The 23556-nt window shown below is 68.3% G+C and carries 25 protein-coding genes; 12 read left to right on the top strand and 13 right to left on the bottom strand.

Annotated features, from left to right (window positions below; all coding sequences use genetic code 11):
* Positions 1-96 precede the first annotated feature (96 nt).
* The 3 genes from EHF44_RS17385 to EHF44_RS17375 are packed head-to-tail and all read right to left on the bottom strand — an operon-like array spanning position 97 to position 3322.
* The gene (locus EHF44_RS17385) at positions 97-573 is read right to left on the bottom strand and encodes a hypothetical protein (RefSeq protein ID WP_253699915.1); all 477 of its coding nucleotides are present in this window, start codon (positions 571-573) and stop codon (positions 97-99) included.
* Between the two features lie 40 nt (positions 574-613).
* A complete protein-coding gene (gene recN, locus EHF44_RS17380; RefSeq protein ID WP_124684804.1) occupies positions 614-2362 on the bottom strand; it encodes a DNA repair protein RecN in 1749 nt (582 codons plus the stop codon).
* Positions 2363-2404: 42 nt separating this feature from the next.
* Entirely contained in the window at positions 2405-3322 is a 918-nt protein-coding gene (locus EHF44_RS17375; protein ID WP_124684803.1) for an NAD kinase, read from the bottom strand.
* A 99-nt stretch (positions 3323-3421) separates the two neighbouring features.
* Between EHF44_RS17375 and hrcA the strand changes: the two genes are divergently transcribed.
* The 3 genes from hrcA (at position 3422) to EHF44_RS17360 (ending at position 6121) form a co-directional block, all read left to right on the top strand.
* Positions 3422-4474, top strand: coding sequence for a heat-inducible transcriptional repressor HrcA (gene hrcA / locus EHF44_RS17370; protein ID WP_124684802.1), 1053 nt, complete (start codon positions 3422-3424; stop codon positions 4472-4474).
* 113 nt (positions 4475-4587) lie between these two features.
* A complete protein-coding gene (gene hemH, locus EHF44_RS17365) occupies positions 4588-5703 on the top strand; it encodes a ferrochelatase (protein ID WP_124684801.1) in 1116 nt (371 codons plus the stop codon).
* Between the two features lie 22 nt (positions 5704-5725).
* Positions 5726-6121, top strand: a complete 396-nt coding sequence (locus tag EHF44_RS17360) for an RNA-binding S4 domain-containing protein (RefSeq protein ID WP_124684800.1) — start codon at positions 5726-5728, stop codon at positions 6119-6121.
* A 67-nt stretch (positions 6122-6188) separates the two neighbouring features.
* Here the strand turns inward: EHF44_RS17360 and EHF44_RS28400 are convergent, their stop codons facing one another.
* Positions 6189-6344, bottom strand: coding sequence for a hypothetical protein (locus EHF44_RS28400; RefSeq protein ID WP_172966083.1), 156 nt, complete (start codon positions 6342-6344; stop codon positions 6189-6191).
* Between the two features lie 292 nt (positions 6345-6636).
* Between EHF44_RS28400 and grpE the strand changes: the two genes are divergently transcribed.
* Entirely contained in the window at positions 6637-7197 is a 561-nt protein-coding gene (grpE, locus tag EHF44_RS17355) for a nucleotide exchange factor GrpE (protein ID WP_124684799.1), read from the top strand.
* A 79-nt stretch (positions 7198-7276) separates the two neighbouring features.
* Entirely contained in the window at positions 7277-7711 is a 435-nt protein-coding gene (locus tag EHF44_RS17350; RefSeq protein ID WP_124684798.1) for a thioredoxin family protein, read from the top strand.
* On the opposite strand, the gene EHF44_RS17345 is transcribed toward EHF44_RS17350, so the two are convergent.
* Both EHF44_RS17345 and EHF44_RS17340 read right to left on the bottom strand, forming a co-directional pair.
* A complete protein-coding gene (locus EHF44_RS17345; RefSeq protein ID WP_124684797.1) occupies positions 7712-9022 on the bottom strand; it encodes a phospholipase A in 1311 nt (436 codons plus the stop codon).
* 144 nt (positions 9023-9166) lie between these two features.
* A complete protein-coding gene (locus tag EHF44_RS17340; protein WP_124684796.1) occupies positions 9167-9598 on the bottom strand; it encodes a DUF1841 family protein in 432 nt (143 codons plus the stop codon).
* Positions 9599-9689: 91 nt separating this feature from the next.
* Here EHF44_RS17340 and EHF44_RS17335 point away from each other — a divergent pair, with 91 nt between their 5' ends.
* A complete protein-coding gene (locus tag EHF44_RS17335; RefSeq protein ID WP_124684795.1) occupies positions 9690-10628 on the top strand; it encodes a DMT family transporter in 939 nt (312 codons plus the stop codon).
* 87 nt (positions 10629-10715) lie between these two features.
* Positions 10716-11303, top strand: a complete 588-nt coding sequence (locus tag EHF44_RS17330) for a malonic semialdehyde reductase (RefSeq protein WP_124684794.1) — start codon at positions 10716-10718, stop codon at positions 11301-11303.
* 73 nt (positions 11304-11376) lie between these two features.
* Here EHF44_RS17330 and EHF44_RS17325 read toward each other — a convergent pair whose 3' ends face one another.
* The 3 genes from EHF44_RS17325 to EHF44_RS17315 are packed head-to-tail and all read right to left on the bottom strand — an operon-like array spanning position 11377 to position 14634.
* Positions 11377-12102, bottom strand: a complete 726-nt coding sequence (locus EHF44_RS17325) for a Coq4 family protein (protein ID WP_124684793.1) — start codon at positions 12100-12102, stop codon at positions 11377-11379.
* Positions 12103-12133: 31 nt separating this feature from the next.
* Entirely contained in the window at positions 12134-13102 is a 969-nt protein-coding gene (locus EHF44_RS17320) for an alpha/beta fold hydrolase (protein WP_124685158.1), read from the bottom strand.
* 5 nt (positions 13103-13107) lie between these two features.
* On the bottom strand, positions 13108-14634 hold the full coding sequence (locus EHF44_RS17315; RefSeq protein WP_124684792.1) for a flavin-containing monooxygenase: 1527 nt from the start codon (positions 14632-14634) through the stop codon (positions 13108-13110).
* Between the two features lie 75 nt (positions 14635-14709).
* On the opposite strand from EHF44_RS17315, the gene EHF44_RS17310 reads away from it, so the two are divergent.
* Positions 14710-15330, top strand: a complete 621-nt coding sequence (locus EHF44_RS17310; RefSeq protein ID WP_124684791.1) for a TetR/AcrR family transcriptional regulator — start codon at positions 14710-14712, stop codon at positions 15328-15330.
* Here EHF44_RS17310 and nth read toward each other — a convergent pair.
* Complete coding sequence (nth, locus tag EHF44_RS17305) at positions 15327-15971, bottom strand: endonuclease III (protein ID WP_124684790.1); 645 nt, start codon at positions 15969-15971, stop codon at positions 15327-15329. The two genes, EHF44_RS17310 and nth, sit on opposite strands and share 4 nt — an antisense overlap.
* Positions 15968-16810, bottom strand: coding sequence for an electron transport complex subunit RsxB (gene rsxB / locus EHF44_RS17300; RefSeq protein WP_124684789.1), 843 nt, complete (start codon positions 16808-16810; stop codon positions 15968-15970). The genes nth and rsxB overlap by 4 nt, the downstream gene beginning before the upstream one ends.
* A 200-nt stretch (positions 16811-17010) precedes the next feature.
* Between rsxB and EHF44_RS17295 the strand changes: the two genes are divergently transcribed.
* On the top strand, positions 17011-17646 hold the full coding sequence (locus tag EHF44_RS17295) for a TetR family transcriptional regulator (RefSeq protein ID WP_124684788.1): 636 nt from the start codon (positions 17011-17013) through the stop codon (positions 17644-17646).
* A gap of 87 nt (positions 17647-17733) precedes the next feature.
* On the opposite strand, the gene EHF44_RS17290 is transcribed toward EHF44_RS17295, so the two are convergent.
* On the bottom strand, positions 17734-18981 hold the full coding sequence (locus tag EHF44_RS17290) for a polyhydroxyalkanoate depolymerase (protein WP_124684787.1): 1248 nt from the start codon (positions 18979-18981) through the stop codon (positions 17734-17736).
* A gap of 232 nt (positions 18982-19213) precedes the next feature.
* Positions 19214-20410: an amino acid aminotransferase gene (locus tag EHF44_RS17285; RefSeq protein ID WP_124684786.1), complete on the bottom strand. Its 1197-nt coding sequence runs from the start codon at positions 20408-20410 to the stop codon at positions 19214-19216.
* Positions 20411-20617: 207 nt separating this feature from the next.
* Between EHF44_RS17285 and uvrB the strand changes: the two genes are divergently transcribed.
* From uvrB to EHF44_RS17270, 3 genes are all read left to right on the top strand, one after another.
* Positions 20618-22696, top strand: coding sequence for an excinuclease ABC subunit UvrB (uvrB, locus tag EHF44_RS17280; RefSeq protein ID WP_124684785.1), 2079 nt, complete (start codon positions 20618-20620; stop codon positions 22694-22696).
* 122 nt (positions 22697-22818) lie between these two features.
* On the top strand, positions 22819-23040 hold the full coding sequence (locus tag EHF44_RS17275) for a hypothetical protein (RefSeq protein WP_124684784.1): 222 nt from the start codon (positions 22819-22821) through the stop codon (positions 23038-23040).
* A 33-nt stretch (positions 23041-23073) separates the two neighbouring features.
* Entirely contained in the window at positions 23074-23313 is a 240-nt protein-coding gene (locus EHF44_RS17270) for a hypothetical protein (protein WP_124684783.1), read from the top strand.
* The last annotated feature ends 243 nt before the right edge of the window (positions 23314-23556 follow it).

The raw sequence follows: 23556 nt of genomic DNA, 5'->3' as shown, positions 1-23556 counted from the left end.
CGGTTGCTACGGCGAACGGTGAATCGGACTTCGTCTGGGCGATCTCTCGGTGCTCAATGTCTCGGGTTGGTGCCTCCGGTCATGTCAGCCCGCCGTCTACGGCTTGGGCATGTCCCGGCTGACCGGGCGGTCGCGATGGGGCCGCAGCAGGCGGTCCGGCGTGGCCGAGGTCACGCGCGGCGCGGCCTGCAGCGTTGCCACGGCCTGGTCCAGCGTCACGTCGGCCGATGCCGTGATGGCGGTGACCAGCCACGTGCCGCCCGACATCGGCCGCTTGACCACGTAGCGCACCGGACCGGGGATGGCGGCCAGCAGCTTGCCGGCATCCTCGGACACCGTCACCTCGGGCGGCGAGAACTGGACGAGGATGTCGCCGATGGCGCGGTCGTCGGTGATGCTGCCGCGCGGCGGCGCGAACGATTTCGACTCCGACGCGCAGCCGGACACGGCGCTCAGCGCGGTCAGCGTCACCGCGGCCAGCGCGGTGGCGGCGGCGCGGCGCACGCCCGGGTGCAGCGGCTGCAGGCGGCGCAGGCAGTGGGGGCGGGGCAATGGCAGCTTGCCATGTGTCATCGGTTTCAAACTCCTGTTTCCGGATCGCCGTGGCATGGTGTCAGCCCGCCGCGCGGCGCGGCTTGCGGCCGCCGCCGTCGCGCGGCGCATTGGCGGCCTGGGCCGCCGTGCGGGCGCCCTGGGCCAGCCCCTGGGCCAGCATCTCCTCGGCATGTTGCATGGTTGTGGCAGTCACCGTGGCGCCGCCGAGCATCCGCGCCGTCTCGCTGACGCGGCCCTCGGCGTCGAGCACGCGGATGCGGGACCGCGTCACGGCGCCCGACTTGTCGGCCTTGCTTTCCTTGCTGACCAGCAGGTGCGTGCCGGCCTGCGCGGCCACCTGGGGCAGGTGGGTTACGCACAGCACCTGGCGCGACCGGCCCAGTTCCTGCAGCCGGCGGCCCACCACCTCGGCCACCGCGCCGCCGATGCCGGTATCCACCTCGTCGAAGATCAGCGTCGGCGTGGGCGCGGCCTCGCTGGTGATCACCGAGATCGCCAGGCTGATCCGCGCCAGTTCGCCGCCGGAGGCCACGCGCGCCAGCGGGCGCGGGCTCACGCCGGCATGGCCGGCCACGAGGAATTCCACCTGTTCGAGCCCGTGGCTCTGGCCTTCGTCCAGCGGGTGCAGCGCCACGGCGAACGCCCCGCCGGCCATCGACAGGCCCTGCATGGCGTCGGTCACGGCGGCCGACAGCGCGTCGGCGGCCACCTTGCGCGCGGCCGACAGGTGCTGGGCCAGCGTCAGGTAGGCGGCGCGCGATGCGGCCTCGCGGGCCAGCACCTTGTTGATGTCCTGCGCGGCCTGCAGGTCGTCGAGCTGCTGCCGGCGTGCCAGCAGTTCGTCGGCCAGCTGCTCGGGCGGCAGGCGGTACTTGCGCGCCGTGGCGTGCAGCGCCTGCATCCGTTCCTCCACGGCCTGCAGCCGCTCGGGATCAAGTTCGAGCCGGTCGACGTAGCGGTTCAGCGAATGCGCGGCTTCCTCGACCTGCACCAGCGCCGGTTCCAGCGCCGCCAGCACGTCGCGCAGCGCCGGGTCGACATCGGCCAGTTGCTGCAGCCGGTGCACCACGCCGTTCAGCACCGACGCCACGGCGCCGTCGGCTTCGGACAGCGCGTCCAGCGCGGCGCGGCTGCCGTCGATCAGGCCGGCGGCATGCGACAGCCGGTTGTATTCGGACTGGATCTCGTCCCACTCGCCCGGCTGCGGGGCCAGCTTGTCGAGTTCGCCCACCTGCCATTCCAGCCGCTCGCGTTCGAGCTGCATCTCGCGCGACTGGTGCTCCACGGCCTCGCGCTGCTTGACGCAGGCCCGCCACGCGCGCCACGCCTCGGCCACGGCGCCGGCCTGCTCGGTCAGCCCGGCGTGGGCGTCGAACAGCTGGCGCTGGGCGTCCGGGCGCAGCAGTTGCTGGTGCGCGTGCTGGCCGTGGATGTCGACGAGCTGGTCGCCCACCTCGCGCAACTGGGCCAGCGTGGCGGCGGCGCCGTTGATGAACGCCTTGCTGCGGCCCGACGCGTCGACGGTCCGGCGCAGCAGCACGGTGTCGTCGTCGCCGGCCAGTTCGCGGTCGGCCAGCCAGGCGTCGAGCGCGGCATGGGTGTGGAACGTGGCGCTGATGCCGGCCCGGGCCGCGCCTTCACGGACCACACCGGCATCGGCGCGCTCGCCCAGCACCAGGGCCAGCGCATCGATCAGGATCGACTTGCCCGCGCCGGTCTCGCCGGTGAAGACGGTGAAGCCGCCGGTGAAGTCGAGGTCGAGCGTATCGACGATGACGAAATCGCGGATGGACAGGCTGCGCAGCATCTTGGACCGGGGCGTCAGGCGGAGGGGTTGGATACGGGCGGCTCAGAGCCGGTTGTCTTCGGTGGGGTACTCGTGCCAGTGCAGCTTCTTGCGCAGCGTGGCGTAGTAGTTGTAGCCCACCGGATGCAGCAGGTTGACGGTCTTGGCCGAGCGGCGCACCACGATGCGGTCGCCCGGCAGCAGCGACGCCAGCGACTGCATGTCGAAGTTGACGCTGACATCGCGCGCGCTGGCCACCTCGATCGTCACCTCCGCGTCGTGCGGCAGCACGATCGGGCGGTTGGACAGCGCGTGCGGGGCAATTGGCACCAGCACCAGGCCGGACAGCGTGGGATGCAGGATCGGCCCGCCGGCGGCCAGCGCGTAGGCGGTGGAGCCGGTGGGCGTGGAGACGATCAGGCCGTCGGACCGCTGGTTGTACATGAAGTAGCCGTCCACCGAGACGGCCAGTTCGACCATGCCCGAGATGCCGGACCGGTTGACGACCACGTCGTTGAACGCCAACGCCGAGAAAATTACCCCATCGTCGCGGATCACGCGCGATTCCAGCAGCATGCGGGTCTCGGCCTCGTAGCGGCCGGCCAGCATCTCGGGCAGCGTGCGGGTGACGTCTTCGAGCGGGATGTCGGTCATGAAGCCCAGCCGGCCGTGGTTCACGCCGATCACCGGCACGTCGTGGCCGGCAAGCTGGCGGGCCAGGCCCAGCAGCGTGCCGTCGCCGCCCAGCACCACGGCCACGTCGGCCTCGCGGCCGATTTCCTCGGGCGTCAGCACCGGGTAGCCGGTCAGGCCGGTGGCCGCGGCGGTCTCGCGCTCGAACACCACGTCCTGGCCGTTGCGGGAGATGCAGGACGCCAGTTCCTCCAGCGGGCCTTCGATACCGGCGGTCGAATGCCTGCCCACCAGGGCGACGGTCTTGAACGGCGCGCGCGTGGCGCTGGGCTTGGAGGGGGCAGACATGGCGGGATTAGACCATACCGGCATGACCATTGCCAGCGTCGGCAGGATCGGTGCGGCCGGCGCCCGAACGGGCCAGATTTGATTAAAATCCGATGCATCATGGACGAACGTTCGAAAACCCTTCTCAAGACCCTGATCGAGCGGTACATCGCCGAAGGGCAGCCGGTGGGCTCGCGGACCCTGTCGAAGTACTCGGGTCTGGACCTGTCGCCGGCGACCATTCGCAATGTGATGTCCGACCTCGAGGAGATGGGGTTCATTGCCAGCCCGCACACGTCGGCGGGCCGCATCCCCACGCCGCGCGGCTATCGGCTGTTCGTCGACACGATGCTCACGGCGCGGCCGCTGGAGGGCCAGACCGGGCTCAGCGCCGAGCTGGCCGGGCTCAAGGACCAGATCCAGGGCCAGATGGCCAGCCAGCAGCTGGGGCCGCAGCGGATGATCACGGCGGCGGCGCACACGCTGTCGAACCTGTCGCGGTTCGCGGGCGTGGTGATGACGCCACGGCGCGCGCAGGCGTTCCGGCAGGTGGAATTCATGCGGTTGTCGGACAAGCGCATCCTGCTGATCATCGTGAGCCCCGAGGGCGACGTCCAGAACCGCATCATCCAGACCGAGCTGTCCTACACGCCGGCCCAGCTGATCGAGGCGGCCAACTTCTTCAACACGCACTACGCGGGCATGAGCTTCGACGCGGTGCGCGACCACCTGCGCGGCGAGCTGCAGGCGCTGCGGCGCGACATGTCGTCGCTGATGCAGGCCGCCGTGGAAGCCGGCAGCAGCGCCATGGCCGAGGACAACACCGAGCAGGTGTTCATCTCGGGCGAGCGGCGGCTGCTGGAGGTGGAAGACCTGTCGTCCAGCATGGACAAGCTGCGCCGGCTGTTCGATGTCTTCGAGCACAAGACCAGCCTGCTGCAACTGCTGGACGTGTCCAGCCACGCGCAGGGCGTGCAGATCTTCATCGGCGGCGAAAGCCAGCTCGTGCCGCTGGAGGACATGGCCGTGATCACGGCGCCGTACGAGGTGGATGGGCAGATCGTCGGCACGCTCGGCGTGATCGGCCCCACGCGCATGGCCTACGAACGGGTGATCCCGATCGTCGACATCACGGCCCGGCTGCTGTCCAGCGCCCTGAGCCAGAACTCCTGACGCGCCGCCAGGATCTGTACCCTGCGAGGCGGCGCCTCGCGGCCGCCCGCGTGCGTCCCCCGTCGTATGATGCGACTTGTTGCCAGCGCCCCGGCACCCGACCCGGAACCTCCATGACGTTTTCGCCTGAACCGGCATACCAGCACGGCCAGCCGCCGCGCACCGCAATCCTGCTGATCAACCTCGGCACCCCCGACGCCCCCACGCCCAAGGCGGTGGGCCGCTACCTGAAGGCGTTCCTGTCCGACCCACGCGTGGTGGAAATCCCGCGGCTGGCGTGGCTGCCGATTCTGCACGGCGTGATTCTGCCGTTCCGCTCGCGGGCATCGGCCATGAAGTACGAGTCGATCTGGCTGCGCGAGGCCCATATGACGGGGTCGCCACTGCTGGTGCACACCGAGCGCCAGGCCCACGCGCTGCAGTTGCTGCTGCACAAGCTTGGCCACGACGTGACCGTGGCCTGCGCCATGCGCTACGGCAATCCGTCGATCGACTCGGTCATGGAGGCGCTGCGCCGGCAGGGCACCGAGCGCGTGCTGGTGCTGCCGCTGTATCCGCAGTTCTCCGGCACGACCACGGCCACCGCGTTCGACGAACTGTTCCGCGTGCTGGCCGGCTGGCGCAACCAGCCGGAACTGCGGCTGGTCAAGCATTTCCACGATCACCCGGCCTACATCGCGGCGCTGGCGGCCCGCGTGCGGGAATACTGGGCGGCGCACGGCCTGCCCGACTTTGCGCGCGGCGACCGGCTGATCCTGTCCTTCCACGGCCTGCCGCGCAGGCTGCTGGACCTGGGCGATCCCTACCATTGCGAATGCCTGAAGACGGGCCGGCTGCTGGGCGAGGCGCTGGGACTCCAGCCGGGCCAGTACCAGGTGACGTTCCAGTCTCGTTTCGGCAAGGCCGAATGGCTGCAGCCCTATACCGCGCCGACGCTGGTGGAACTGGGCAAGGTCGGCACGCAGCGGGTGGACGTGTTCTGCCCCGGCTTTCCGGCCGACTGCATCGAGACGCTGGAAGAAATCGCCATGGAAGGCCAGAGCGAGTTCCGCGTGGCCGGCGGGCAGGATTTCCATTTCATTCCGTGCCTGAATGATTCGGAGCCGTGGATTGCCGGGCTGGCCGACATCGCGTTGCAGCATCTGCAGGGCTGGCCGCTGGACCTGCCGCATCCACATGAACTGGAGGCACGGCGGACGCGGGCGCAGACGCGCGGCGCGGCGGCCTGACGGCGGCAGGAAGGAGAGCAAGATGCAAGTGGATTTCGACGCCGATGCGCGGATGCGGATCGACAAGTGGCTGTGGTGCGCGCGGTTCTTCAAGACGCGCTCGCTGGCGGCCGATGCGGTGGAGCGCGGGCGGGTGACGGTCAACGGCCAGCCGGTCAAGAATTCGCGCGAGGTAAAGCCCGGCGACACGGTGGTGCTGGACGCCCACGAGCAGCGCTGGGAGGTGGTGGTCAAGGGCGTGCCGGCGTCGCGCGGATCGGCGCCGATCGCCCAGACGACCTACGCGGAAACGCCGGAAAGCCAGGCCCGGCGCCAGCAGGAGGCCGACCGGCGGCGCCTGCAGCCGGAACCGGCGGCGCAGTTGCAGGGCCGGCCGACCAAGCGCGACCGGCGCCGCATCGACGACTTCAGAAGTTGATGAGGCAGGAAAGGAAACGCGGCGGGCCAGCCGGAGCGCTTGGCCTCGGCTGGCGGATGAAGAGGGGTCAGCGGACGTACTGGACGATGTAGTGCTTGAACACGGCCTTGCCGCTGCCATATTCGGTATCGCGCGGGGCGACCGCCTCTGACAGGCAGATGAAGGCCGTCATCGCCGACAGCGCGGCAATCAGGCATAACGTCACGACAGGCAACTTGTGCATGGTGAAGCGTCCCAAAGATGCACCAATGTGATCCACCTTCTTGCTCCCGTTATTTTTGTCATTTTTCCTGCTATGAATCTTAGTGTTTGCGTTGCAGCAAAGCAATAAACACCAGATGTCATGAAACGCCCCTTTGTAACGGCGTATTTCCGGGTCCCTGAACGCGCACACCTTGAAAAAGTGGAACCGTGTCGCCATCTGCGGCTAGACTTGCCGGTTGGCATCCGATCCATCCCGTGGCCACGTCGTTGCCTTGAGCGGCCGCGGTTTTAGCTATTTGATACGAATCGACATGGAAGAACAGAATCTGACGCCAGACCAGAACCCGCAGCAGGCGGCCAATGCCGCCGCGGCTGCGCCGGCGCCCGAGGCTGCGGCCGCCGGTGCTGACGAGATCGCACGCCTGACCCAGCAGGTGGCCGAGCTGGAAGCCAAGGCCAAGGAGCACTACGACATGTTCCTGCGCGCCACGGCCGAAGGCGAGAACATCCGCCGCCGCTCGCAGGACGAAGTGGCCAAGGCCCACAAGTTCGCGATCGAGAATTTTGCCGACAACCTCGTGCCCGTCATGGACAGCCTGCAGGCCGCGCTGGCCGACAATACCGGCGACCTGAAGAAACTGCGCGAGGGCGTGGAGCTGACCGCCCGCCAGCTGGCCGCCGCCTTCGAGCGCGGCAAGATCGTCGAGGTCAATCCGGTGGGCGAGAAGTTCGATCCGCACCGCCACCAGGCCATCTCGATGGTGCCGTCCGAGCAGGAGCCGAACACCGTGGTGTCGGTGCTGCAACGGGGCTACACGATTGCCGACCGCGTGCTGCGTCCGGCGCTGGTGACCGTCTCGGCGCCGCGCTGACCGGCACGATGTGAATGGTTCGAACGACGCCCGGGGGCCGCAAGGCTGCCCGGGCGTCGTCGTTTCTGGAGATACCGCCATGGCGGACAACGCATCGCACACCGCATCAGACACCCAGGGCGACGCCCCGCACCTGGACCATCGCGCCTTCGACGCGCTGGCCATGCAGGCCGTGGATCCGGCCACCATCGACCCGGCCATCGCGTCCGCTGGCGACGACCTGGTCTGCGTGTTCTTCTGGGGCGTGGACTGCTTCAACTGCGAAATGGCCAAGAAGGCGATCCTGGCCGATCCGGACAAGCTGCGCGTGCTGAACCTGCGCTGGCTGCACACCAACGTCTACGCCCATCCCGAACTGGGCCGCCGCTTCGGCCTGCACGGCATTCCGGTGTTCATGTTCTTCCACCGCGGCAAGCGGCTGGGCCGCGCCACGGGCTGGCACGGCTACGGCCAGTTCGCGGCGGCGGTGGCCAACGCCCGGCTCAAGGCCGAGGGCAAGCCGCTGGCGGGCTGATCAGCGCGACAGCGCGTAGCCCACGCGGAACTGCCACGGCGTCTTTTGGTTGTAGTACAGCAGGCTCTCGCCGTAGCCGTAGAAGAAGCCGGCCATCAGATAGCCGGCCGTGCCGGGCAGCAGCCGCGCCAGCGGGTAGGTGAGCTGCGTGTCGACGCTGCCATAGCCCTTGCGCGTGCCCTTGCGCAGCGTGGCGGCCACCTCCCACGAATCGGGCCGGCCGTAGGCGATGTTCAGGTCCATGTAGCCCCGGTAGTGGGCGATGTCCTCGTTGTCGCTCTTGCCCACGTAGGCGTACAGCTTGGGCGCCACGCGCCAGTGGAAGTCGGTCTGGTCCCCGAAATACATCGTCGGCTTGACGAACAGCGTGTTGACGGCGCGCGAGTTGTCGCCGTCGCGGCCGTTCGATTCGTGCTCGAAGCCGGTGGCGATCGACATCCGGCTGATCACGCTGTTCTTCACGCCCGTGTCCGACAGGTAGTAGTACAGGCTGGGCCGGTAGTTCGTGTCCTTGAACGGGCGCGATTCGCTGGCCAGGTCCCACAGCGAGAACTGCGTGTAGGCGAAGTACAGGTTGTCCAGCACCGACTTCGACTTGGGGTCCTCGCCCTCGAAGATCCGGTACTTGAAGCTGATCTGGAACTTGGCGTTGGCGCCGTTGTGGCCGCCGAACATGATGTACATCGGCTCGTTGAACGACAGCCGCTGGGCGTCGCGCAGGTCGACCGGGGCGGGCGGCGGGGCGCCGCCATCGGCGGTGACGATGGGCGTGACCGGCGTGGCGGCCGGGTTGGCCACCGGGGCTGGCGCGGTGGCGCCATCGGCTGGTGCCGCCGCCACCACGGGCGGCCGGGCCGGGGTCTCGCCCGGTACGGGCGCGCGGTTCAGCGTGACCAGGACCGGCGCGGCGTCGATGCCGGTGACGTCGATCCGCACCAGGCCGCGCAGCGTGGCGGGCCATTCGGCGGTGTAGCTGATGGTGCGGTTCTCGCCGCGCCGCAGGTTCAGGATGGCCGGGCCGCTGCCAACGCGCCGCAGCGTGACGCGCACCGGCGCGGCAAGGTCGCCGGAGACCGTGGCTTCGAGCGTATCGGGCACGGCGTAGCGGCGCAGGTCTTCGTCACCGGTGGCCAGCAGCGTCAGCGTGAGCGGCCGGGTGCCGTCGATCTGGCGCGGCGGCTGCAGCAGCGAGACGGCCGCCTGCGCGGTCATCGGCATGGCCAGCGTGCCAAGCGCGGTGGTGGCGGTCAGCGCGGACAACAGCGCGGCGGCGCGGCGGCTGCCCGCGCGCGGGGAAAGAGGGTAGGACATGGGACATCGGCACGCCGGCGCCGCGCGGCATCCACGGAGCGGGCTCCGGTGGCGCCGACGAGACGGGCAGGCGTGGCAAGGAATGGCAACCGGCAGAGATTAGCATGCGCCGCCCGCGCCGCTTGTCAGTGTGCGTCGGACAAATCAGCCTTTGGCGCGGCGCTGGATATCGTCGACGTAGGCCTGACCGTCGGGCGGCATGCCGGTGCGCTGTGCGTTCCAGAGCATCTGGCCCAGCGCTTCCATGATCTCGTGCTGGGCGTCGTGCGGCGAGTCGAGCCGGCGGCTCAGCGCCTCGTAGGCGGCGCGGATGCCGGGCGGCTGGTCGATCGACACCTGTTCGGAGATCGACAGGTGCATCGCCAGGTGCAGGAACGGGTTGGTCTGGCCGGCCTCGGGCGTGTAGTCGCGCGCCAGGGCGCCTTCGGTGTCGTCAAGCTGCGCGTGGTACTCGGGATGTTGGTCGATCCAGTCGACCGCGATCGCCTCCAGCGGCGTCAGGACACTGCCCGCAACGCGCTTCTGCCACGCTTCGCAGAAGAACCGGCGGACTTCTTCTCTTGAGGGATTGAACATGATGGCCGCTATTGTAGTGCAGCGGTCCGGGCGCTGCCGGCCGGGCCCGGCGCGTGCGTAGAATGCGAGGTTTCGATCCCTTGCCGCCACCATGACCGTCTCTGCCGCCGCCGCCCGTGGCCAGGCCCGCGACAAGCTCGCGGGCGTGCTGCTGATCGCGCTGTCCGCCAGCGCCTTTGGCGCCATGGCCATCTTCGCCCGCTTTGCGTATGCGGCTGGCGCCGATGTCTACGGCCTGCTGGCGGTCCGGTTCGTGGTGGCGGCGGTGGCGATGGCGCTGGTGATGCGCGCGCGCGGGATCCGCCTGCCGCCGTGGCGCCGGGTGCTGGCGCTGGCGGCGATGGGCGGCATCGGCTACGTCGGGCAGTCGTACTGCTTCTTTACCGCGCTGAACCATGCGCAGGCCAGCCTCGTGGCGCTGCTGCTCTATCTCTATCCGCTGTTCGTGACGCTGCTGGCGGCGGTCTTCCTGAAGGAGGCGCTGACCACGCCGGCCGTGATCGCGCTGGTGCTGTGCTCGGTCGGCGCGGGGCTGACGGTGGGCGGTGGCGAAGGCGAGCCGATCGGCATTGCGCTGGGCGTGGCGGCGGCGGTGATCTATTCGGTCTACATCGTCGTCGGCGCGCGGGTGACGGCCGGCGTCAATGCCATCGCCACGACCACGGTGATCTGCACGGCGGCCGCGCTGGTCTACGTGACGGTGGGCATCCTGCGCAGCGGCGCCGGCGTGCCGCCCCAGTTCCCGGCCACGGCCGGCGGCTGGCTGGCGCTGGTGGCCATTGCGCTGGTGTCGACGGTGCTGGCCATCCTGACGTTTTTCGCCGGGTTGCAGAAGCTGGGCGCGGCGCGGGCGTCGATGCTGTCGACGCTGGAACCCGTGGTGACCGTGGTGCTGGCCGCCCTGCTGCTGGGCGAGCACATCGGGCCGACGCAGGCCGAGGGCGGCGGGCTGATCGTGCTGGGTGTCCTGTGGCTCACACGGCGGGCCAGTGCTACGCCGCCGCTGGAGTCCGCCGACGAACGGAATTGAACGGCTTCGTCAAACCGGCTGTCTACGGCGACGCCCTGCTTGGGTACAATCGCGCCTTCTTCCTTCACAAAACCCGGAAACCGCGCAATGAAACCCGTCGATCAGGCCGTGATTGCACAATTGTTCACCGAAGCCCGCACCCATAACGTGTGGCAGGACAAGCACGTGGACGATGCCCTGCTGCAGCAGGTCTACGAGGCGATGAAGTTCGGCCCGACGGCCGCCAATGGCTCGCCGGCCCGCATCGTGTTCGTGAAGTCGGCCGAGCAGAAGGCCCGCCTGGTGGAGTGCGTGTCCGCCGGCAACGTCGAAAAGACGCGCTCGGCGCCGGTGACGGCCATCATCGCCTTCGACAACGCGTTCCACGACCAGCTTCCGAAGCTGTTCCCGCATGCCGACGCCCGCGCCTGGTACGCCGGCAACGACGAGAAGATTGCCCGCGACGCGCTGATGAACAGCTCGCTGCAAGGCGCCTACTTCATCCTGGCCGCCCGCGCGCTGGGCCTGGACTGCGGCCCGATGGCCGGTTTCGATGCCGACAAGGTCAACGCCGCGTTCTTCCCGGACGGCAAGTGGTCGGTCAACTTCCTGGTGAACCTGGGCTACGGCGACGCCGACAAGCTGCACCCGCGCCTGCCGCGCCTGTCGTTCGACGAAGCCTGCCGCATCGTCTGACCGGCCCTTGCGCCATGGAAAAAGGCGACCCTCGGGTCGCCTTTTTTGCGTCCACGGACGATGGGTTGGCTGCTCAGGCCGTCCACGCCTGCATGGGGCTGCAGGCCAGATAGCGCACCGGATCGGCAATGCCCAGCCGCGCGCGGGCCGCGTCCAGCGGTTCGTGCAGCAGCCTCTCGTAGTCCTCGCCCAGCAGCCAGCCGGCACGGCGGCCCCGGCGGTAGCCTTCCAGCACGGCTCGCGCAAAGGCCAGGCTGCGCGTCACGCGCCAGCTTTTCAGCGAGGCGGCGATGGCGATGAAAGCCCAGCCCTTGCCGTCGGTCTGCGCGTAGCTGAACGCCACGAGCGCGGCTTCGCCCAGGCTCTCGTCGGCACGGTAGCCGGTCAGCACGTGCCAGATGTCGTGCACGTCGCGCGTCCGGCGGCCAAACCACATGTAGGCGTCCTCGACGATCGGCTCCTGGTTCAGGTTCGACACCTTGGCCAGCCCGTCGGCGCTGTAACCGGTGGCTTCCAGGAAGCCACGGTACGCGGCGCCCACCGTGCCCGGCGCGAAGCTGGCGATATAGGCCGGGTCCGATAGTTTTTCGGCCAGTTCGATGCGCTGGTAGGCCATGCGGCGGCCGTCGGGCGTGCTCAGCAGGCGGCTGTAGTTGCGCGGCATCGACGGCCCGTTCAGCGCGCGCATGATGCGGAACACCTGTTCGGTGTCGTTGCCATCGGCCAGCAGCTTGCGGATGGCCTGGAACGCGGTGGGCAGGTCGCGCCGGTACGGGTTGGAGCCTGTGGAGGTAGCCATGGACGGGTCCTTTCGGCGGGAGGGCGATGGGTCAGGCGGTGGCCGGCTCGCGCAGCCGGGCGGCGGCCGTGCGCACGAAATCCACGCTGGTGTCGATGGCCGTCACGGGCAGCATATGCCCGCCCGGCACCAGCGTCAGTTGTGCGGCGGGCACGCGGGCGACAAATGCTTCGCCGTTCTTGCGGTAGTCGAGGATGCGGTCGTCGCGGCCGTAGAGGATGCTCACCGGCACGCGCAGGTCGGCGTACTGCGCCACCAGCGGCGGCAGGCTGTGCGCGGCGCCGATCAGGTCTTCGGACGCGCCAAGGAAATGGCCCGGCCGCAGCGCCAGCAGGCCGCCGCCGCGCACGGGAAAGTCGGCCGGCACGGCGTCGGGGCCGAACACGATGTCCATGACCTGCGCGCGATTGCGGATCGACATCGGAATCAGCAGCGTCCACGCGATCAGCTTGCGCAGGGCCGGGCTGGGGATCGTCATGGCCTTGAACACCGGCGAGATCTGCTCGGGCGGGTGCGTCAGCGGCGCAATCAGCGCCAGGCCGCCCACGCGCTGGGGGTGGTAGGCGGCCAGCGCCAGCGCGATGGCGCCGCCGAGGGAATGGCCGACCACGAGCGGCTGGTGCAGCCCGAGTTGGTAGATCAGTGCCGCGAGCGTGTCGGCCTGCGCGCGCAGGTCGGCCGGGGCGCCGGCATCGCGCGTGGACCAGCCGGCGCCGGGCCGATCGACCGCCACCACGCGGAAGTCGCGCGCCAGCGGCGCGATCATCCCGTAGTCGAAGTTGGCAAGCTGGCCCGACAGGCCATGGACCAGCAGCACGGGCTGGCCCTGGCCCTGTTCGACGACATGCAGCCGCGCGCCCGGCACATCGACGAAGCGGCCCGTGGGCGGCAGCCCCGCCTCGATCTTGCCGACGGTGTGGCGGGTAAACAGGTAGAGCAGGGCAAGCAGGATCAGCAGCGCGGCGGCCAGCACGGCCACGGCGGCGATCAGCGTCGGCAGGAGGGTCAAGGTTGGGCCTCGGCGAGTGGGTCGTTGGGGGCGGTGGCCGGCACGGCGGTGGCCGGCGCGCGGGCAAAGCGCAGCACGCCGTCGTCGATGCGGCCATGGCGGATCGTCAGCATGTCCATCAGGTAATTCTGATACACGCGCCACGGCTTGCGGTGGCCCTGGCGCGGCAGCACCGACGCGGCGCGCTGCACGTAGCCCGACGTGAAATCCAGGAACGGCACGGCCTGCACGGTTGGGTCTGGCGCGGGCATGGCGATGCGGTAGCCGCGGCGGTCCATGAAGCGCAGCAGCCGGCAGGCGTACTCGGCGGTCAGGTCGGCCTTGAGCGTCCACGACGCATTGGTATAGCCGAACGCCAGCAACAGGTTCGGCACGTTGCCGAGCATCATGCCCTTGTACGCGAGCGATTCCGACGGGCGGCGCGGCTGGCCATCGACGGTCAGGGCGATGTCGCCGAGCATGTTCAGCTTCAGGCCGGTGGCCACGACCACCACGTCGGCCGGCAGCGTCTGGCCCGATTGCAGCACGATGCCGTCGGCCGTGAAGCGCTTGATCTGGTCAGTCACCACCGAGGCACGGCCGTTGCGGAGTTCGCGGAACAGGTCGCCGTCGGGCACCAGGCAGACGCGCTGGTCCCACGGGTTGTAGCGCGGCGTGAAATGCGTGGCGACGTCGAAGCCCGGCGCCAGCTGCGCGGCAGCCATCTCCACCAGCCGCGCCTTGACCTTGGCCGGGCGGCGCCGCGCGAGCTGGAAGAAGAACATGCCGAGCAGCACGTTCTTCCAGCGCGTGGCGCGGTAGGCCAGCCGTTCGGGCAGCACGTCGCGCAGCTTGCGGGCGATGGCGTCCTCGCCGGGGCGGGTGACGATGTAGGTCGGCGATCGCTGCAGCATTGTCACGTGCGCGGCGGTCTCGGCCATCGCCGGCACCAGCGTGACGGCCGTGGCGCCGCTGCCGATCACGACCACGCGCTTGCCGGCATAGTCGATCGACGGGTCCCAGAACTGCGGATGGACCATCTGGCCACGGAAGGCGGCCTCGTCCGGGAAGCTCGGGCGGTGGCCCTCGGCGTAGCTGTAGTAGCCGGCGCAGACGTAGAGCAGGCGGGCGCGCAGGCGCTGGCGGCTGCCGTCGGCGGTGCGCTCGGCATCGACGGTCCAGCACGCCTCGGCGCTGTGCCAGGCCGCCGCGACGACCTTGTGCCCGAAGCGGATGTGGCGGGTAATGCCCGTCTCCTCGGCGGTCTCGCGGATGTAGGCCAGGATCGACGGGCCGTCGGCGATGGCCTTGGCGCCGCGCCAGGGCTTGAAGCGGTAGCCGAGCGTGTACATGTCGGAGTCGGACCGGATGCCCGGGTAGCGGAACAGGTCCCAGGTGCCGCCGATGGCGTCGCGCGCCTCCAGGATGGCGAAACGCTTGTCCGGACAGCGCTGCTGCAACTGCCGGGCGGCGCCGATGCCGGACAGGCCGGCGCCGACGATCAGCACGTCGAGGACATCGTCTTCGGGCGGGGGAGGGCGCATGTCAGGGACCGGAGGCGAGTGGGTATTCTGACAACATAGGTTGTCAGACGCCATCTGACAATAGGGAATGTCATAATGGCCGCCATGACCACCGAGCTCTCTCCCGCCCGCCGCTACCGCGGTGCCGAAGCCGAGGAGCGCCGCGCCCAGCGGCGCGCGCAGCTCATTGCCGCCGCCGTGCAGGTCTACGGCGAGCGCGGCTACCAGAACGCCACGGTCAAGGCCGTGTGCGAGGCGGCCGGGCTGACCGAGCGCTACTTCTACGAATCGTTCGCCAACTCCGAGGCGCTGCTGCTGGCGTCGTATGAAACGGTCACCCACCGGCTGCTGCAGACGCTGGCGCGCGCCGGGGACGAGGCCGGCGGCGACGGCGAGCATCGCGCGCTGGCCATGCTGCGCGCGTACTTTGGCGCGCTGCAGTGCGAGCCGCGCTCGGCGCGTGTGTTCCTGGTGGAGATCCGGGGCGTCAGCAAGCTCGTCGACGAGGCGCTGGCCGTCTCGCTATGCGATTTTGGCGCGCTGCTGGCCCGCACGCTGGCGCCGCCGGGCACGCCGGTCGACCCGATGCTGGCCGCCGGCGTGGCGGGCGGCGTGGTGCACGTGGCGCTGTACTGGATCCGCAACGGCCATGCGCCCGGCGTGGATGCCGTCGCGCAGACCGCGCTGCAACTGGCGCGGGTGCTCGGCCAGCGCTAGACGTTCGGCGCCGGCGTCTTGGGCCGGAATTCGCAGAGCGGCTCGATCGCGCAATGCCAGCACTCGGGCTTGCGCGCCTTGCAGACGTAGCGGCCGTGCAGGATCAGCCAGTGGTGGGCGTCGTGCAGGAATTCGGTCGGCGTCACCTTCAGCAGCTTCTGTTCCACCGCGTCGGGGTTCTTGCCAGGCGCCAGCCCGGTCCGGTTGGCCACGCGGAAGATGTGCGTGTCCACCGCGATGGTCGGCTGGCCGAATGCCACGTTCAGCACCACATTGGCCGTCTTGCGGCCCACGCCGGGCAGCGCTTCCAGCGCCTCGCGCACGGGCGGCACCTTGCCGCCGTGCTGCGCCACGAGGATCCGGCAGGTTTCCATCACGTGCCTGGCCTTGGTCTTGAACAGGCCGATGGTCTTGATGTACTCGATCAGCCCGGCTTCACCGAGATCGAGGATCTGCTGCGGCGTGTGCGCGACCGGAAACAGCTTGCGCGTGGCCTTGTTCACGCCGACGTCGGTGGCCTGCGCGGACAGCAGCACCGCGATCAGCAGCTCGAACGGCGAGCTGTATTCGAGCTCCGTCTCCGGATTGGGGTTGACCTCCCTCAAGGTCTCGAAAATGGCGAGGCGCTTCGCAGGATTCATCGGTGGGAATCGTCGGTATCGCTGGTATCGTTCCGGTCGGGCGTGCCAGCCAGGCCAAGCCTGGCGCGACGGGCTTCGGCAGCGTCGATCTGGGCCTGGACGGCCGGCGACACGTTGTCGGTGTTGCGCGGCTGCACGGCGGCGGCTTTCTGGCGCGCGCGCTCGATGGCGGCCTGGATGATCGCCTTCTTGCGCGCCTGGGCGGCCTGCTCGGCTTCGCTGGCGGCGGCTTCGCTGGCGGCGGCTTCGGCCTGCAGCGCTTCGAGCTTGGCAGCGGCCTTGGCGGCCAGCCGCGCGTCGTTTTCCTCGCGCTCGCGCACCAGCCGGGCCTTGCGTGCGACGTAGCGCGCATGGGCCGCGTCGGCCTGGGCCTGCGACCACGCGGCCCAGCCGGTGCTGGCGCCGGTCACGGGAATCATGTCGATGCAGTCGACGGGGCAGGGCGCCACGCAGAGGTCGCAGCCGGTGCACCAGTCGGGCAGCACGGTGTGCATCTGCTTGGGGGCGCCGACGATGGCGTCGACCGGGCATGCCTGGATGCACAGCGTGCAGCCGATGCAACGCGATTCGTCGATGCGGGCCACGGCGCGCGGCTGTTCCACGCCGCGCGCGGGGTCCAGCGGCTGGGGCGGCGCATCGAGCAGCGCCGACAGCCGCACGATGCCCTGGGCGCCGCCGGGCGGGCAGCGGTTGCTGGCCGCCTCGCCCGCGGCCATGGCCTCGGCGTACGGGCGGCAGCCGTCGAACCCGCACTTGGTGCACTGGGTCTGCGGCAGCAGGGCTTCAAGGCGGTCCGCCAGGCTGGGGGCGCCGGCGGCGGGTGGGGAAGAACGAGTCACGACAGCAAGACTGCAAAGGGATTCGGGGGGACGACTGTGGCGTCGGGCATGCCTCTATCGGGCGTGTGCGCGGCAAGGATTATCCCCGATTTCGCGGCAGTGCAGAAAAGGCGATCATGCCGCGTCACCCATTCGGGAGGGGAGCCCGGACGAGGTGGCGGGCTGTGCCATAATCCGCGCAACTGACAGATCAGATATTCATGTCGAACGAGCCAAAAACCAAGCGGGATCCAGAGGGCACGCGCCGGCGCATCATGGCCGCCGCCACCGAGGAATTTGCCAAGGGCGGGCTGGCCGGCGCACGCGTCGACCAGATCGCGCGCCGTGCCGAAACCAACGAGCGGATGCTCTATTACTACTACGGCAGCAAGGAAGGGCTGTTCCTGGCCGTGCTGGAAAAACAGTACGCCGAGTTCCGCGCCGCCGAGGAGCAACTGCACATCACCGACGAGGACCCCGTGGCGGCCGTGCGCACGCTGGCCCGCTTTGTCTGGGACTGGTACTACGCCCACCCCGAGTTCATCCGGCTGGTGAACAGCGAGAACCTGCACGAGGCGCGGCACCTGAAGAAATCGGCGCAGCTCCACCAGCTCATCAACCCCGTGGTGGACGTGCTGGCCGACATCATCCGGCGCGGCCAGGACCAGGGCGTGTTCCGCGACAACATCGACGTGCCGCAGTTCTACCTGACGATTTCGGCGCTGGGCTACTACGTGCTGTCGAACCGGTACACGATCAGCGCCGTGATCGGGCGCGACGTGGCGTCGGAAGAGGAGCACGCGCGCTTTGCCGAGCTGCACACCGACATGCTGCTGTCGTACCTGACCAACCGCTGACCGACCGCTGACCGGCACCCGCCGCCGCAAACGAAAACGCCCGCGACTTCCACATCGCGGGCGTTTTTGCTTTGCCCGGCCTGCCGGTCAGGCTTTCTCGGCCTTGCGGATGAAGTCGCGCAGCTCCGGGTAGATGTTCTCGCGCCAGCGGCGGCCCGAGAAAATTCCGTAATGGCCGCACTTCGGCGCGGTGATGTGGTGCTTCTTGGCCTTCGGAATGCCCGCGCACAGGTCGTGCGCCGCGGCGGTCTGGCCGGCGCCCGAGATGTCGTCGAGCTCGCCCTCGATGGTCAGCAGCGCGGTGCTCTTAATGTCCTGCGGGCGCACCGGCGCGCCGTCGATTTCCCACGTGCCATTGGCCAGCCGGAATTCCTGGAACACCTCGCGGATCGTGTCGAGGTAGTACTCGGCAGCCATGTCCAGCACGGCGTTGTACTCGTCGTAGAAGCGCACGTGGGCCTCGGCGTCGTCGGCGTCGCCTTCCACCAGGCTCAGGTAGTAGTCATAGTGCGACGACAGGTGGCGGTCCGGGTTCATCGCCACGAAGCCGGCGTGCTGCAGGAAGCCCGGGTACACCTTGCGGCCGTGGCCCGGGTAGTTGGCCGGCACCGTGTAGATGACGTTGTTCTCGAACCACTCGTACGACTTGTTCGTCGCCAGCGAATTGACGGCCGTCGGGCTCTTGCGCGCGTCGATCGGGCCGCCCATCATCGTCATCGTGCGGGGCGTCTTCTCGCCGGCCGACGCCATCAGCGAGATGGCCGCCAGCACAGGCACCGTCGGCTGGCACACCGAGATCACGTGCAGGTTCTCGGCGCCGATGTGGCGGATGAATTCCTGGATGTAGTAGATGTAGTCCGACAGGTGGAAGCTGCCGTTTTCCACCGGCACCATGCGGGCATCGACCCAGTCGGTCACGTAAACCTTGTGGTCCTGCAGCAGCGTGCGCACGGTGTCGCGCAGCAGCGTGGCATGGTGGCCGGACAGCGGCGCGCAGACCAGCACCACCGGCTCGTCCTTGAGCAGCTTGATGGTCTCCGAATCGTCCGCGTAGCGCTTGAAGCGGATCAGCTTGCAGAAGGGCTTTTCCAGCACGGCCTGCTCGACGATCGGGATGTCGCGCCCGTTGGAGCGCACGGCCTTGATGTCGAAGGAAGGTTTCTCGTACTCCTTGCCGAGCCGGTACAGCAACTCGTAGCCCGCCGCCATGCGGGGGGCGCCCGGCAGCAGGGAAAGGGGGCTGAGGGGGTTTGTAAACGTCTTGGCGGTCGCCTGGGCCCACGCGGTCAGCGGGTTCAGCATCGAGCGCTGGAATTCATGCAGTTGGTAAAGCATGCCGGTACCTGTCTAGCCTTTCTTGTCGCGAGTGCTTGTCGCGCAACGATTATGCCCGCAATCGAACGATCGTGCTCTGCAGCATATGTCTTCAAGTTACTTCTTTAGCCGACGAAGACAATAGGACATTGGCGCTAATTCCGGATGACACTGGCTGACAGGAAAGAAAAAGGCGACCGGAGTGGCCTCCAGGTCGCCTTTGGCGTCCGACGCGCGCGTCAGGTGTTGCTTTTTAGTACACGGCGGCGATGGCGTTGACCACGGCGTCGATGTTGCGGCTGTTCAGCGCGGCCACGCAGATGCGGCCCGTGCCCACGGCGTAGATGCCGTGCTCGTTGCGCAGGCGATCCACCTGGTCCGAGGTCAGGCCCGAGTACGAGAACATGCCGCGCTGCGCCTTGACGAACGAGAAGTCGCCCGGCACGCCCTTGGCGGCCAGCTTGTCCACCAGCGCGTTGCGCATCAGCTTGATGCGGTCGCGCATCTCGCCCAGTTCCTGCTCCCACATGGCGCGCAGTTCCGGGCTGTTCAGCACGGTGGCGACCACGGTGCCGCCGTGCGTGGGCGGGTTCGAGTAGTTCGTGCGGATCACGCGCTTGATCTGCGACATCACGCGCTGGGCTTCTTCCTTGCCCGTGGTGACGATCGACAGGGCGCCCACGCGCTCGCCGTACAGCGAGAAGCTCTTCGAGAACGAGCTGGACACGAAGAACGGCAGGCCGGAGTCGGCAAACAGGCGCACGGCCGCGCCGTCCGGCTCGATGCCGTCGGCAAAGCCCTGGTAGGCCATGTCCAGGAACGGGATCAGGTTGCGTTCCTTGACCAGTTCCACCACCTGCTTCCACTGGGCCTCGTCCAGGTCCACGCCGGTCGGGTTGTGGCAGCACGCGTGCAGCACGACGACCGTGTTGGCCGGGTACGACTTCAGCGACGCCACCATGCCGGCGAAGTTCAGGCCGTGCGACGGGGCGTCGTAATAGGCATAGTTGACCACCGGGAAACCGGCCGACTCGAACAGCGCGCGGTGGTTTTCCCAGCTCGGATCGCTGATGGCGACCGTGGCGTCCGGGTACAGGCGCTTCAGGAAGTCGGCGCCGATCTTCAGCGCGCCGGTGCCGCCAAGTGCCTGGGCCGTCACGACGCGGCCTTCGGCGATCAGTGCCGAGTCCTTGCCGAACAGCAGCGTCTGCACGGCCTGGTCATAGGCGGCGATGCCCTCGATCGGCAGGTAGCCGCGCGGGGTGGCGGTGGCCAGGCGGGCCTTTTCGGCTTCCTGCACGGCGCGCAGCAGCGGAATTTTCCCTTCGTCGGTGAAGTACACGCCAACGCCCAGGTTCACCTTGGTGGCGCGGGTATCGGCGTTGAACGCTTCATTCAGGCCCAGGATCGGGTCGCGCGGGGCCATCTCGACGGCAGAAAACAAACTCATTTGGGATCTCGTGGTCAGCTTTGTAACAAAACGGAGGGCGTAGAATGCTTCGAACTGCGCTGGCTGCGGCGGCGACTGGCTCCCGCATGACTGCCTCTCCTGACAAAACCTGACAGGAACCTCAGGCAAACTGGACTTGAACCGATCCGCGCAACCCCAAGATTCTAGCGTAATCCGCCCGCATTCCTCAGGTTTTTCCCTACGTTTATGACGAATCTCGCCGAAGTCGCCCCGCCCCTGGACGAAGACAAATTCGTCACGTTTGCGGGTTCGCCGTTCCAGCTTTACCAGCCGTTCCCGCCTGCCGGCGACCAGCCCGAGGCCATCCGCCAGCTTGTGGAAGGCGTGGAGGACGGCCTGTCGTTCCAGACGCTGCTCGGCGTGACGGGGTCGGGCAAGACATTCACGATGGCCAACGTGATCGCCCGCATGGGGCGCCCGGCCATCGTATTTGCGCCAAACAAGACGCTGGCGGCCCAGTTGTACTCGGAATTCCGCGAGTTCTTCCCGCGCAACGCGGTCGAGTACTTCGTCAGCTACTACGACTACTACCAGCCTGAGGCGTACGTGCCGCAGCGCGACCTGTTCATCGAGAAGGACTCGTCGATCAACGAGCATATCGAGCAGATGCGGCTGTCGGCCACCAAGAGCCTGCTGGAGCGGCGCGACACGATCATCGTGGCCACGGTGTCGGCCATCTACGGTATCGGCAACCCGAACGAATACCACCAGATGATCCTGACGCTGCGCACCGGCGACAAGCTGAGCCAGCGCGACATCATCGCCCGGCTGATCGCCATGCAGTACACGCGCAACGAGAGCGATTTCCAGCGCGGGACGTTCCGCGTGCGCGGCGACACGCTGGACATCTTCCCGGCCGAGCATGCCGAGATGGCCGTGCGCGTGGAACTGTTCGACGACGAGGTGGATTCGCTGCAGTTCTTCGACCCGCTGACGGGCCGCGTGCGCCAGAAGATTCCGCGCTTCACGGTCTACCCGTCGAGCCACTACGTCACGCCGCGCGAGACCGTGCTGCGCGCCATCGAGAACATCAAGGTCGAGCTGCGCGAGCGGCTGGACTTCTTCTACAAGGAAAACCGGCTGGTCGAGGCCCAGCGGCTGGAGCAGCGCACGCGCTTCGACCTGGAAATGCTGTCGGAACTGGGCTTCTGCAAGGGCATCGAGAACTATTCGCGCCACCTGTCCGGCGCCCAGCCGGGCGAGCCGCCGCCGACGCTGGTGGACTACCTGCCGCCGGACGCGCTGATGTTCCTGGACGAGTCGCACGTGCTGATCGGCCAGTTGAACGGCATGTACAACGGCGACCGGGCGCGCAAGACCACGCTGGTGGAGTACGGCTTCCGGCTGCCGTCGGCGCTGGACAACCGGCCGCTCAAGTTCGACGAATACGAGCGCAAGATGCGCCAGGCGATCTTCGTCACCGCCACGCCGGCCGCCTACGAGCGCGACCATGCCGGCCAGGTGGTGGAGCAGGTGGTGCGGCCGACGGGCCTGGTCGACCCGGTGATCCAGGTGCGGCCGGCCACGACCCAGGTGGACGACCTGCTGGGCGAGATCCACGAGCGGGTGAAGGTCAACGAGCGCGTGCTGGTGACCACGCTGACCAAGCGGATGGCCGAGCAGTTGACCGAGTTCCTGTCCGAGAACGGCGTCAAGGTGCGCTACCTCCATTCGGACATCGACACGGTCGAGCGCGTGGAGATCATCCGCGACCTGAGGCTGGGCACGTTCGACGTGCTGGTCGGCATCAACCTGCTGCGCGAGGGGCTGGACATTCCCGAGGTGTCGCTGGTGGCCATCCTCGATGCCGACAAGGAAGGCTTCCTGCGCGCCGAGCGGTCGCTGATCCAGACCATCGGCCGCGCCGCGCGCAACGTCAACGGCACCGCCATCCTCTACGCGGACCGCATGACCGATTCGATGAAGATCGCGATCAGCGAGACCGAGCGCCGCCGCGCCAAGCAGATGGCGTTCAACGAGGCCAACGGCATCGTGCCGCGCGGCGTGGTCAAGCGGATCAAGGACATCATCGACGGGGTCTACGATGCCAACGACGTCAAGGCCGAGCTGAACGCGCAGGCCGAGCGCGCCAAGTACGAGGACATGAGCGAGAAGCAGGTGGCGCGCGAGATCAAGCGGTTGGAAAAGCAGATGCTGGACCACGCCAAGAACCTCGAATTCGAGAAGGCCGCCCAGGTGCGGGACCAGCTGGCCAAGCTGCGGGCCCAGGTGTTCGGGGCCGGCGCCGAGGGCGATCACATCTGAGCGCTGCCGGCCGCCGCAACCGGGGCGCGCCCCGATGGGCACGGTGCGCCACGGCATCCTATAGTGGTTAGGCAGTCGGCCCGAACGGGGGCGCGCCGGATCACGAACCTGAGGAGTGTGCCGTGGTGACACAGTTCGAATATGGGGGGTATGCGGTGGTCGCCCGGGCGGTTGCGCGGGCCGGCGGCGGTTTTGCCGGGGTGCTGACCATCGCGGACGCGTTCGGCGAGCCCGGCGGGCCGACGTTCGAAGTGGAAACCGGCGCGGCGGAGACGCCCGAGGCGGCCATCGCCCTGGCCGAGGCCGAAGCCATGCGAACCATAGATGCCGGCGAGGTGAGTTGATTCCGGACAGCCGGCACATCAGGAGACACGCTGATGTCCTACAGCAGTGAATGGAAGAAGAGGGTTTTCGAGACGCACGAGATCCAGGTGCTGGTGAAACCCCGGTCGCCGATCGAGTGGGACTACACGGTGCGGGTGTGCCGCAAGGGCACGAACATCCGGGCCGCCGACACGCTGGTCGAATCGTCCCCGCCATCGGAACACTTCAAGGCGCCCGAAGCCGCCGAGGCGGCCGGCTTTGCCCGCGGCAAGCAACTGGCGGAACGGCTATAGCGCACTCCCGGCGGGATGGGCTGCAAGTTGCCGAAGCGGTAGAATCCCGGGCCCGGACGGCCGGGATACCCGCAGGCGGGCGCCGGCGCGCGCCGATTGGCGATACCTGATCGCCACTTCTGCCATGTCCCCGATCAAGCCTGAGCGCTTTCCATGGCCGTTCGGCCAGTATGGTTGCCCGGATCGTTATCGCAGGCGGAATAGTGCGTTGCTGGACAGGGAACTTGACTGATTTAGTCGGGA

This window comes from Cupriavidus pauculus, assembly GCF_003854935.1.
GTDB classification, from domain to species: Bacteria; Pseudomonadota; Gammaproteobacteria; order Burkholderiales; family Burkholderiaceae; genus Cupriavidus; species Cupriavidus pauculus_C.
This window is presented reverse-complemented; position numbering and strand designations above follow the sequence as displayed.

Excerpts from the sequence above, each read along its gene's own strand:
- EHF44_RS17385 (WP_253699915.1), bottom strand. The coding sequence starts at position 573 with ATGACACATGGCAAGCTGCCATTGCCCCGCCCCCACTGCCTGCGCCGC.
- recN (WP_124684804.1), bottom strand. The coding sequence starts at position 2,362 with ATGCTGCGCAGCCTGTCCATCCGCGATTTCGTCATCGTCGATACGCTC.
- EHF44_RS17375 (WP_124684803.1), bottom strand. The coding sequence starts at position 3,322 with ATGTCTGCCCCCTCCAAGCCCAGCGCCACGCGCGCGCCGTTCAAGACC.
- hrcA (WP_124684802.1), top strand. The coding sequence starts at position 3,422 with ATGGACGAACGTTCGAAAACCCTTCTCAAGACCCTGATCGAGCGGTAC.
- hemH (WP_124684801.1), top strand. The coding sequence starts at position 4,588 with ATGACGTTTTCGCCTGAACCGGCATACCAGCACGGCCAGCCGCCGCGC.
- EHF44_RS17360 (WP_124684800.1), top strand. The coding sequence starts at position 5,726 with ATGCAAGTGGATTTCGACGCCGATGCGCGGATGCGGATCGACAAGTGG.
- EHF44_RS28400 (WP_172966083.1), bottom strand. The coding sequence starts at position 6,344 with ATGCACAAGTTGCCTGTCGTGACGTTATGCCTGATTGCCGCGCTGTCG.
- grpE (WP_124684799.1), top strand. The coding sequence starts at position 6,637 with ATGGAAGAACAGAATCTGACGCCAGACCAGAACCCGCAGCAGGCGGCC.
- EHF44_RS17350 (WP_124684798.1), top strand. The coding sequence starts at position 7,277 with ATGGCGGACAACGCATCGCACACCGCATCAGACACCCAGGGCGACGCC.
- EHF44_RS17345 (WP_124684797.1), bottom strand. The coding sequence starts at position 9,022 with ATGTCCTACCCTCTTTCCCCGCGCGCGGGCAGCCGCCGCGCCGCCGCG.
- EHF44_RS17340 (WP_124684796.1), bottom strand. The coding sequence starts at position 9,598 with ATGTTCAATCCCTCAAGAGAAGAAGTCCGCCGGTTCTTCTGCGAAGCG.
- EHF44_RS17335 (WP_124684795.1), top strand. The coding sequence starts at position 9,690 with ATGACCGTCTCTGCCGCCGCCGCCCGTGGCCAGGCCCGCGACAAGCTC.
- EHF44_RS17330 (WP_124684794.1), top strand. The coding sequence starts at position 10,716 with ATGAAACCCGTCGATCAGGCCGTGATTGCACAATTGTTCACCGAAGCC.
- EHF44_RS17325 (WP_124684793.1), bottom strand. The coding sequence starts at position 12,102 with ATGGCTACCTCCACAGGCTCCAACCCGTACCGGCGCGACCTGCCCACC.
- EHF44_RS17315 (WP_124684792.1), bottom strand. The coding sequence starts at position 14,634 with ATGCGCCCTCCCCCGCCCGAAGACGATGTCCTCGACGTGCTGATCGTC.
- EHF44_RS17310 (WP_124684791.1), top strand. The coding sequence starts at position 14,710 with ATGGCCGCCATGACCACCGAGCTCTCTCCCGCCCGCCGCTACCGCGGT.
- nth (WP_124684790.1), bottom strand. The coding sequence starts at position 15,971 with ATGAATCCTGCGAAGCGCCTCGCCATTTTCGAGACCTTGAGGGAGGTC.
- EHF44_RS17295 (WP_124684788.1), top strand. The coding sequence starts at position 17,011 with ATGTCGAACGAGCCAAAAACCAAGCGGGATCCAGAGGGCACGCGCCGG.
- EHF44_RS17290 (WP_124684787.1), bottom strand. The coding sequence starts at position 18,981 with ATGCTTTACCAACTGCATGAATTCCAGCGCTCGATGCTGAACCCGCTG.
- EHF44_RS17285 (WP_124684786.1), bottom strand. The coding sequence starts at position 20,410 with ATGAGTTTGTTTTCTGCCGTCGAGATGGCCCCGCGCGACCCGATCCTG.
- uvrB (WP_124684785.1), top strand. The coding sequence starts at position 20,618 with ATGACGAATCTCGCCGAAGTCGCCCCGCCCCTGGACGAAGACAAATTC.
- EHF44_RS17270 (WP_124684783.1), top strand. The coding sequence starts at position 23,074 with ATGTCCTACAGCAGTGAATGGAAGAAGAGGGTTTTCGAGACGCACGAG.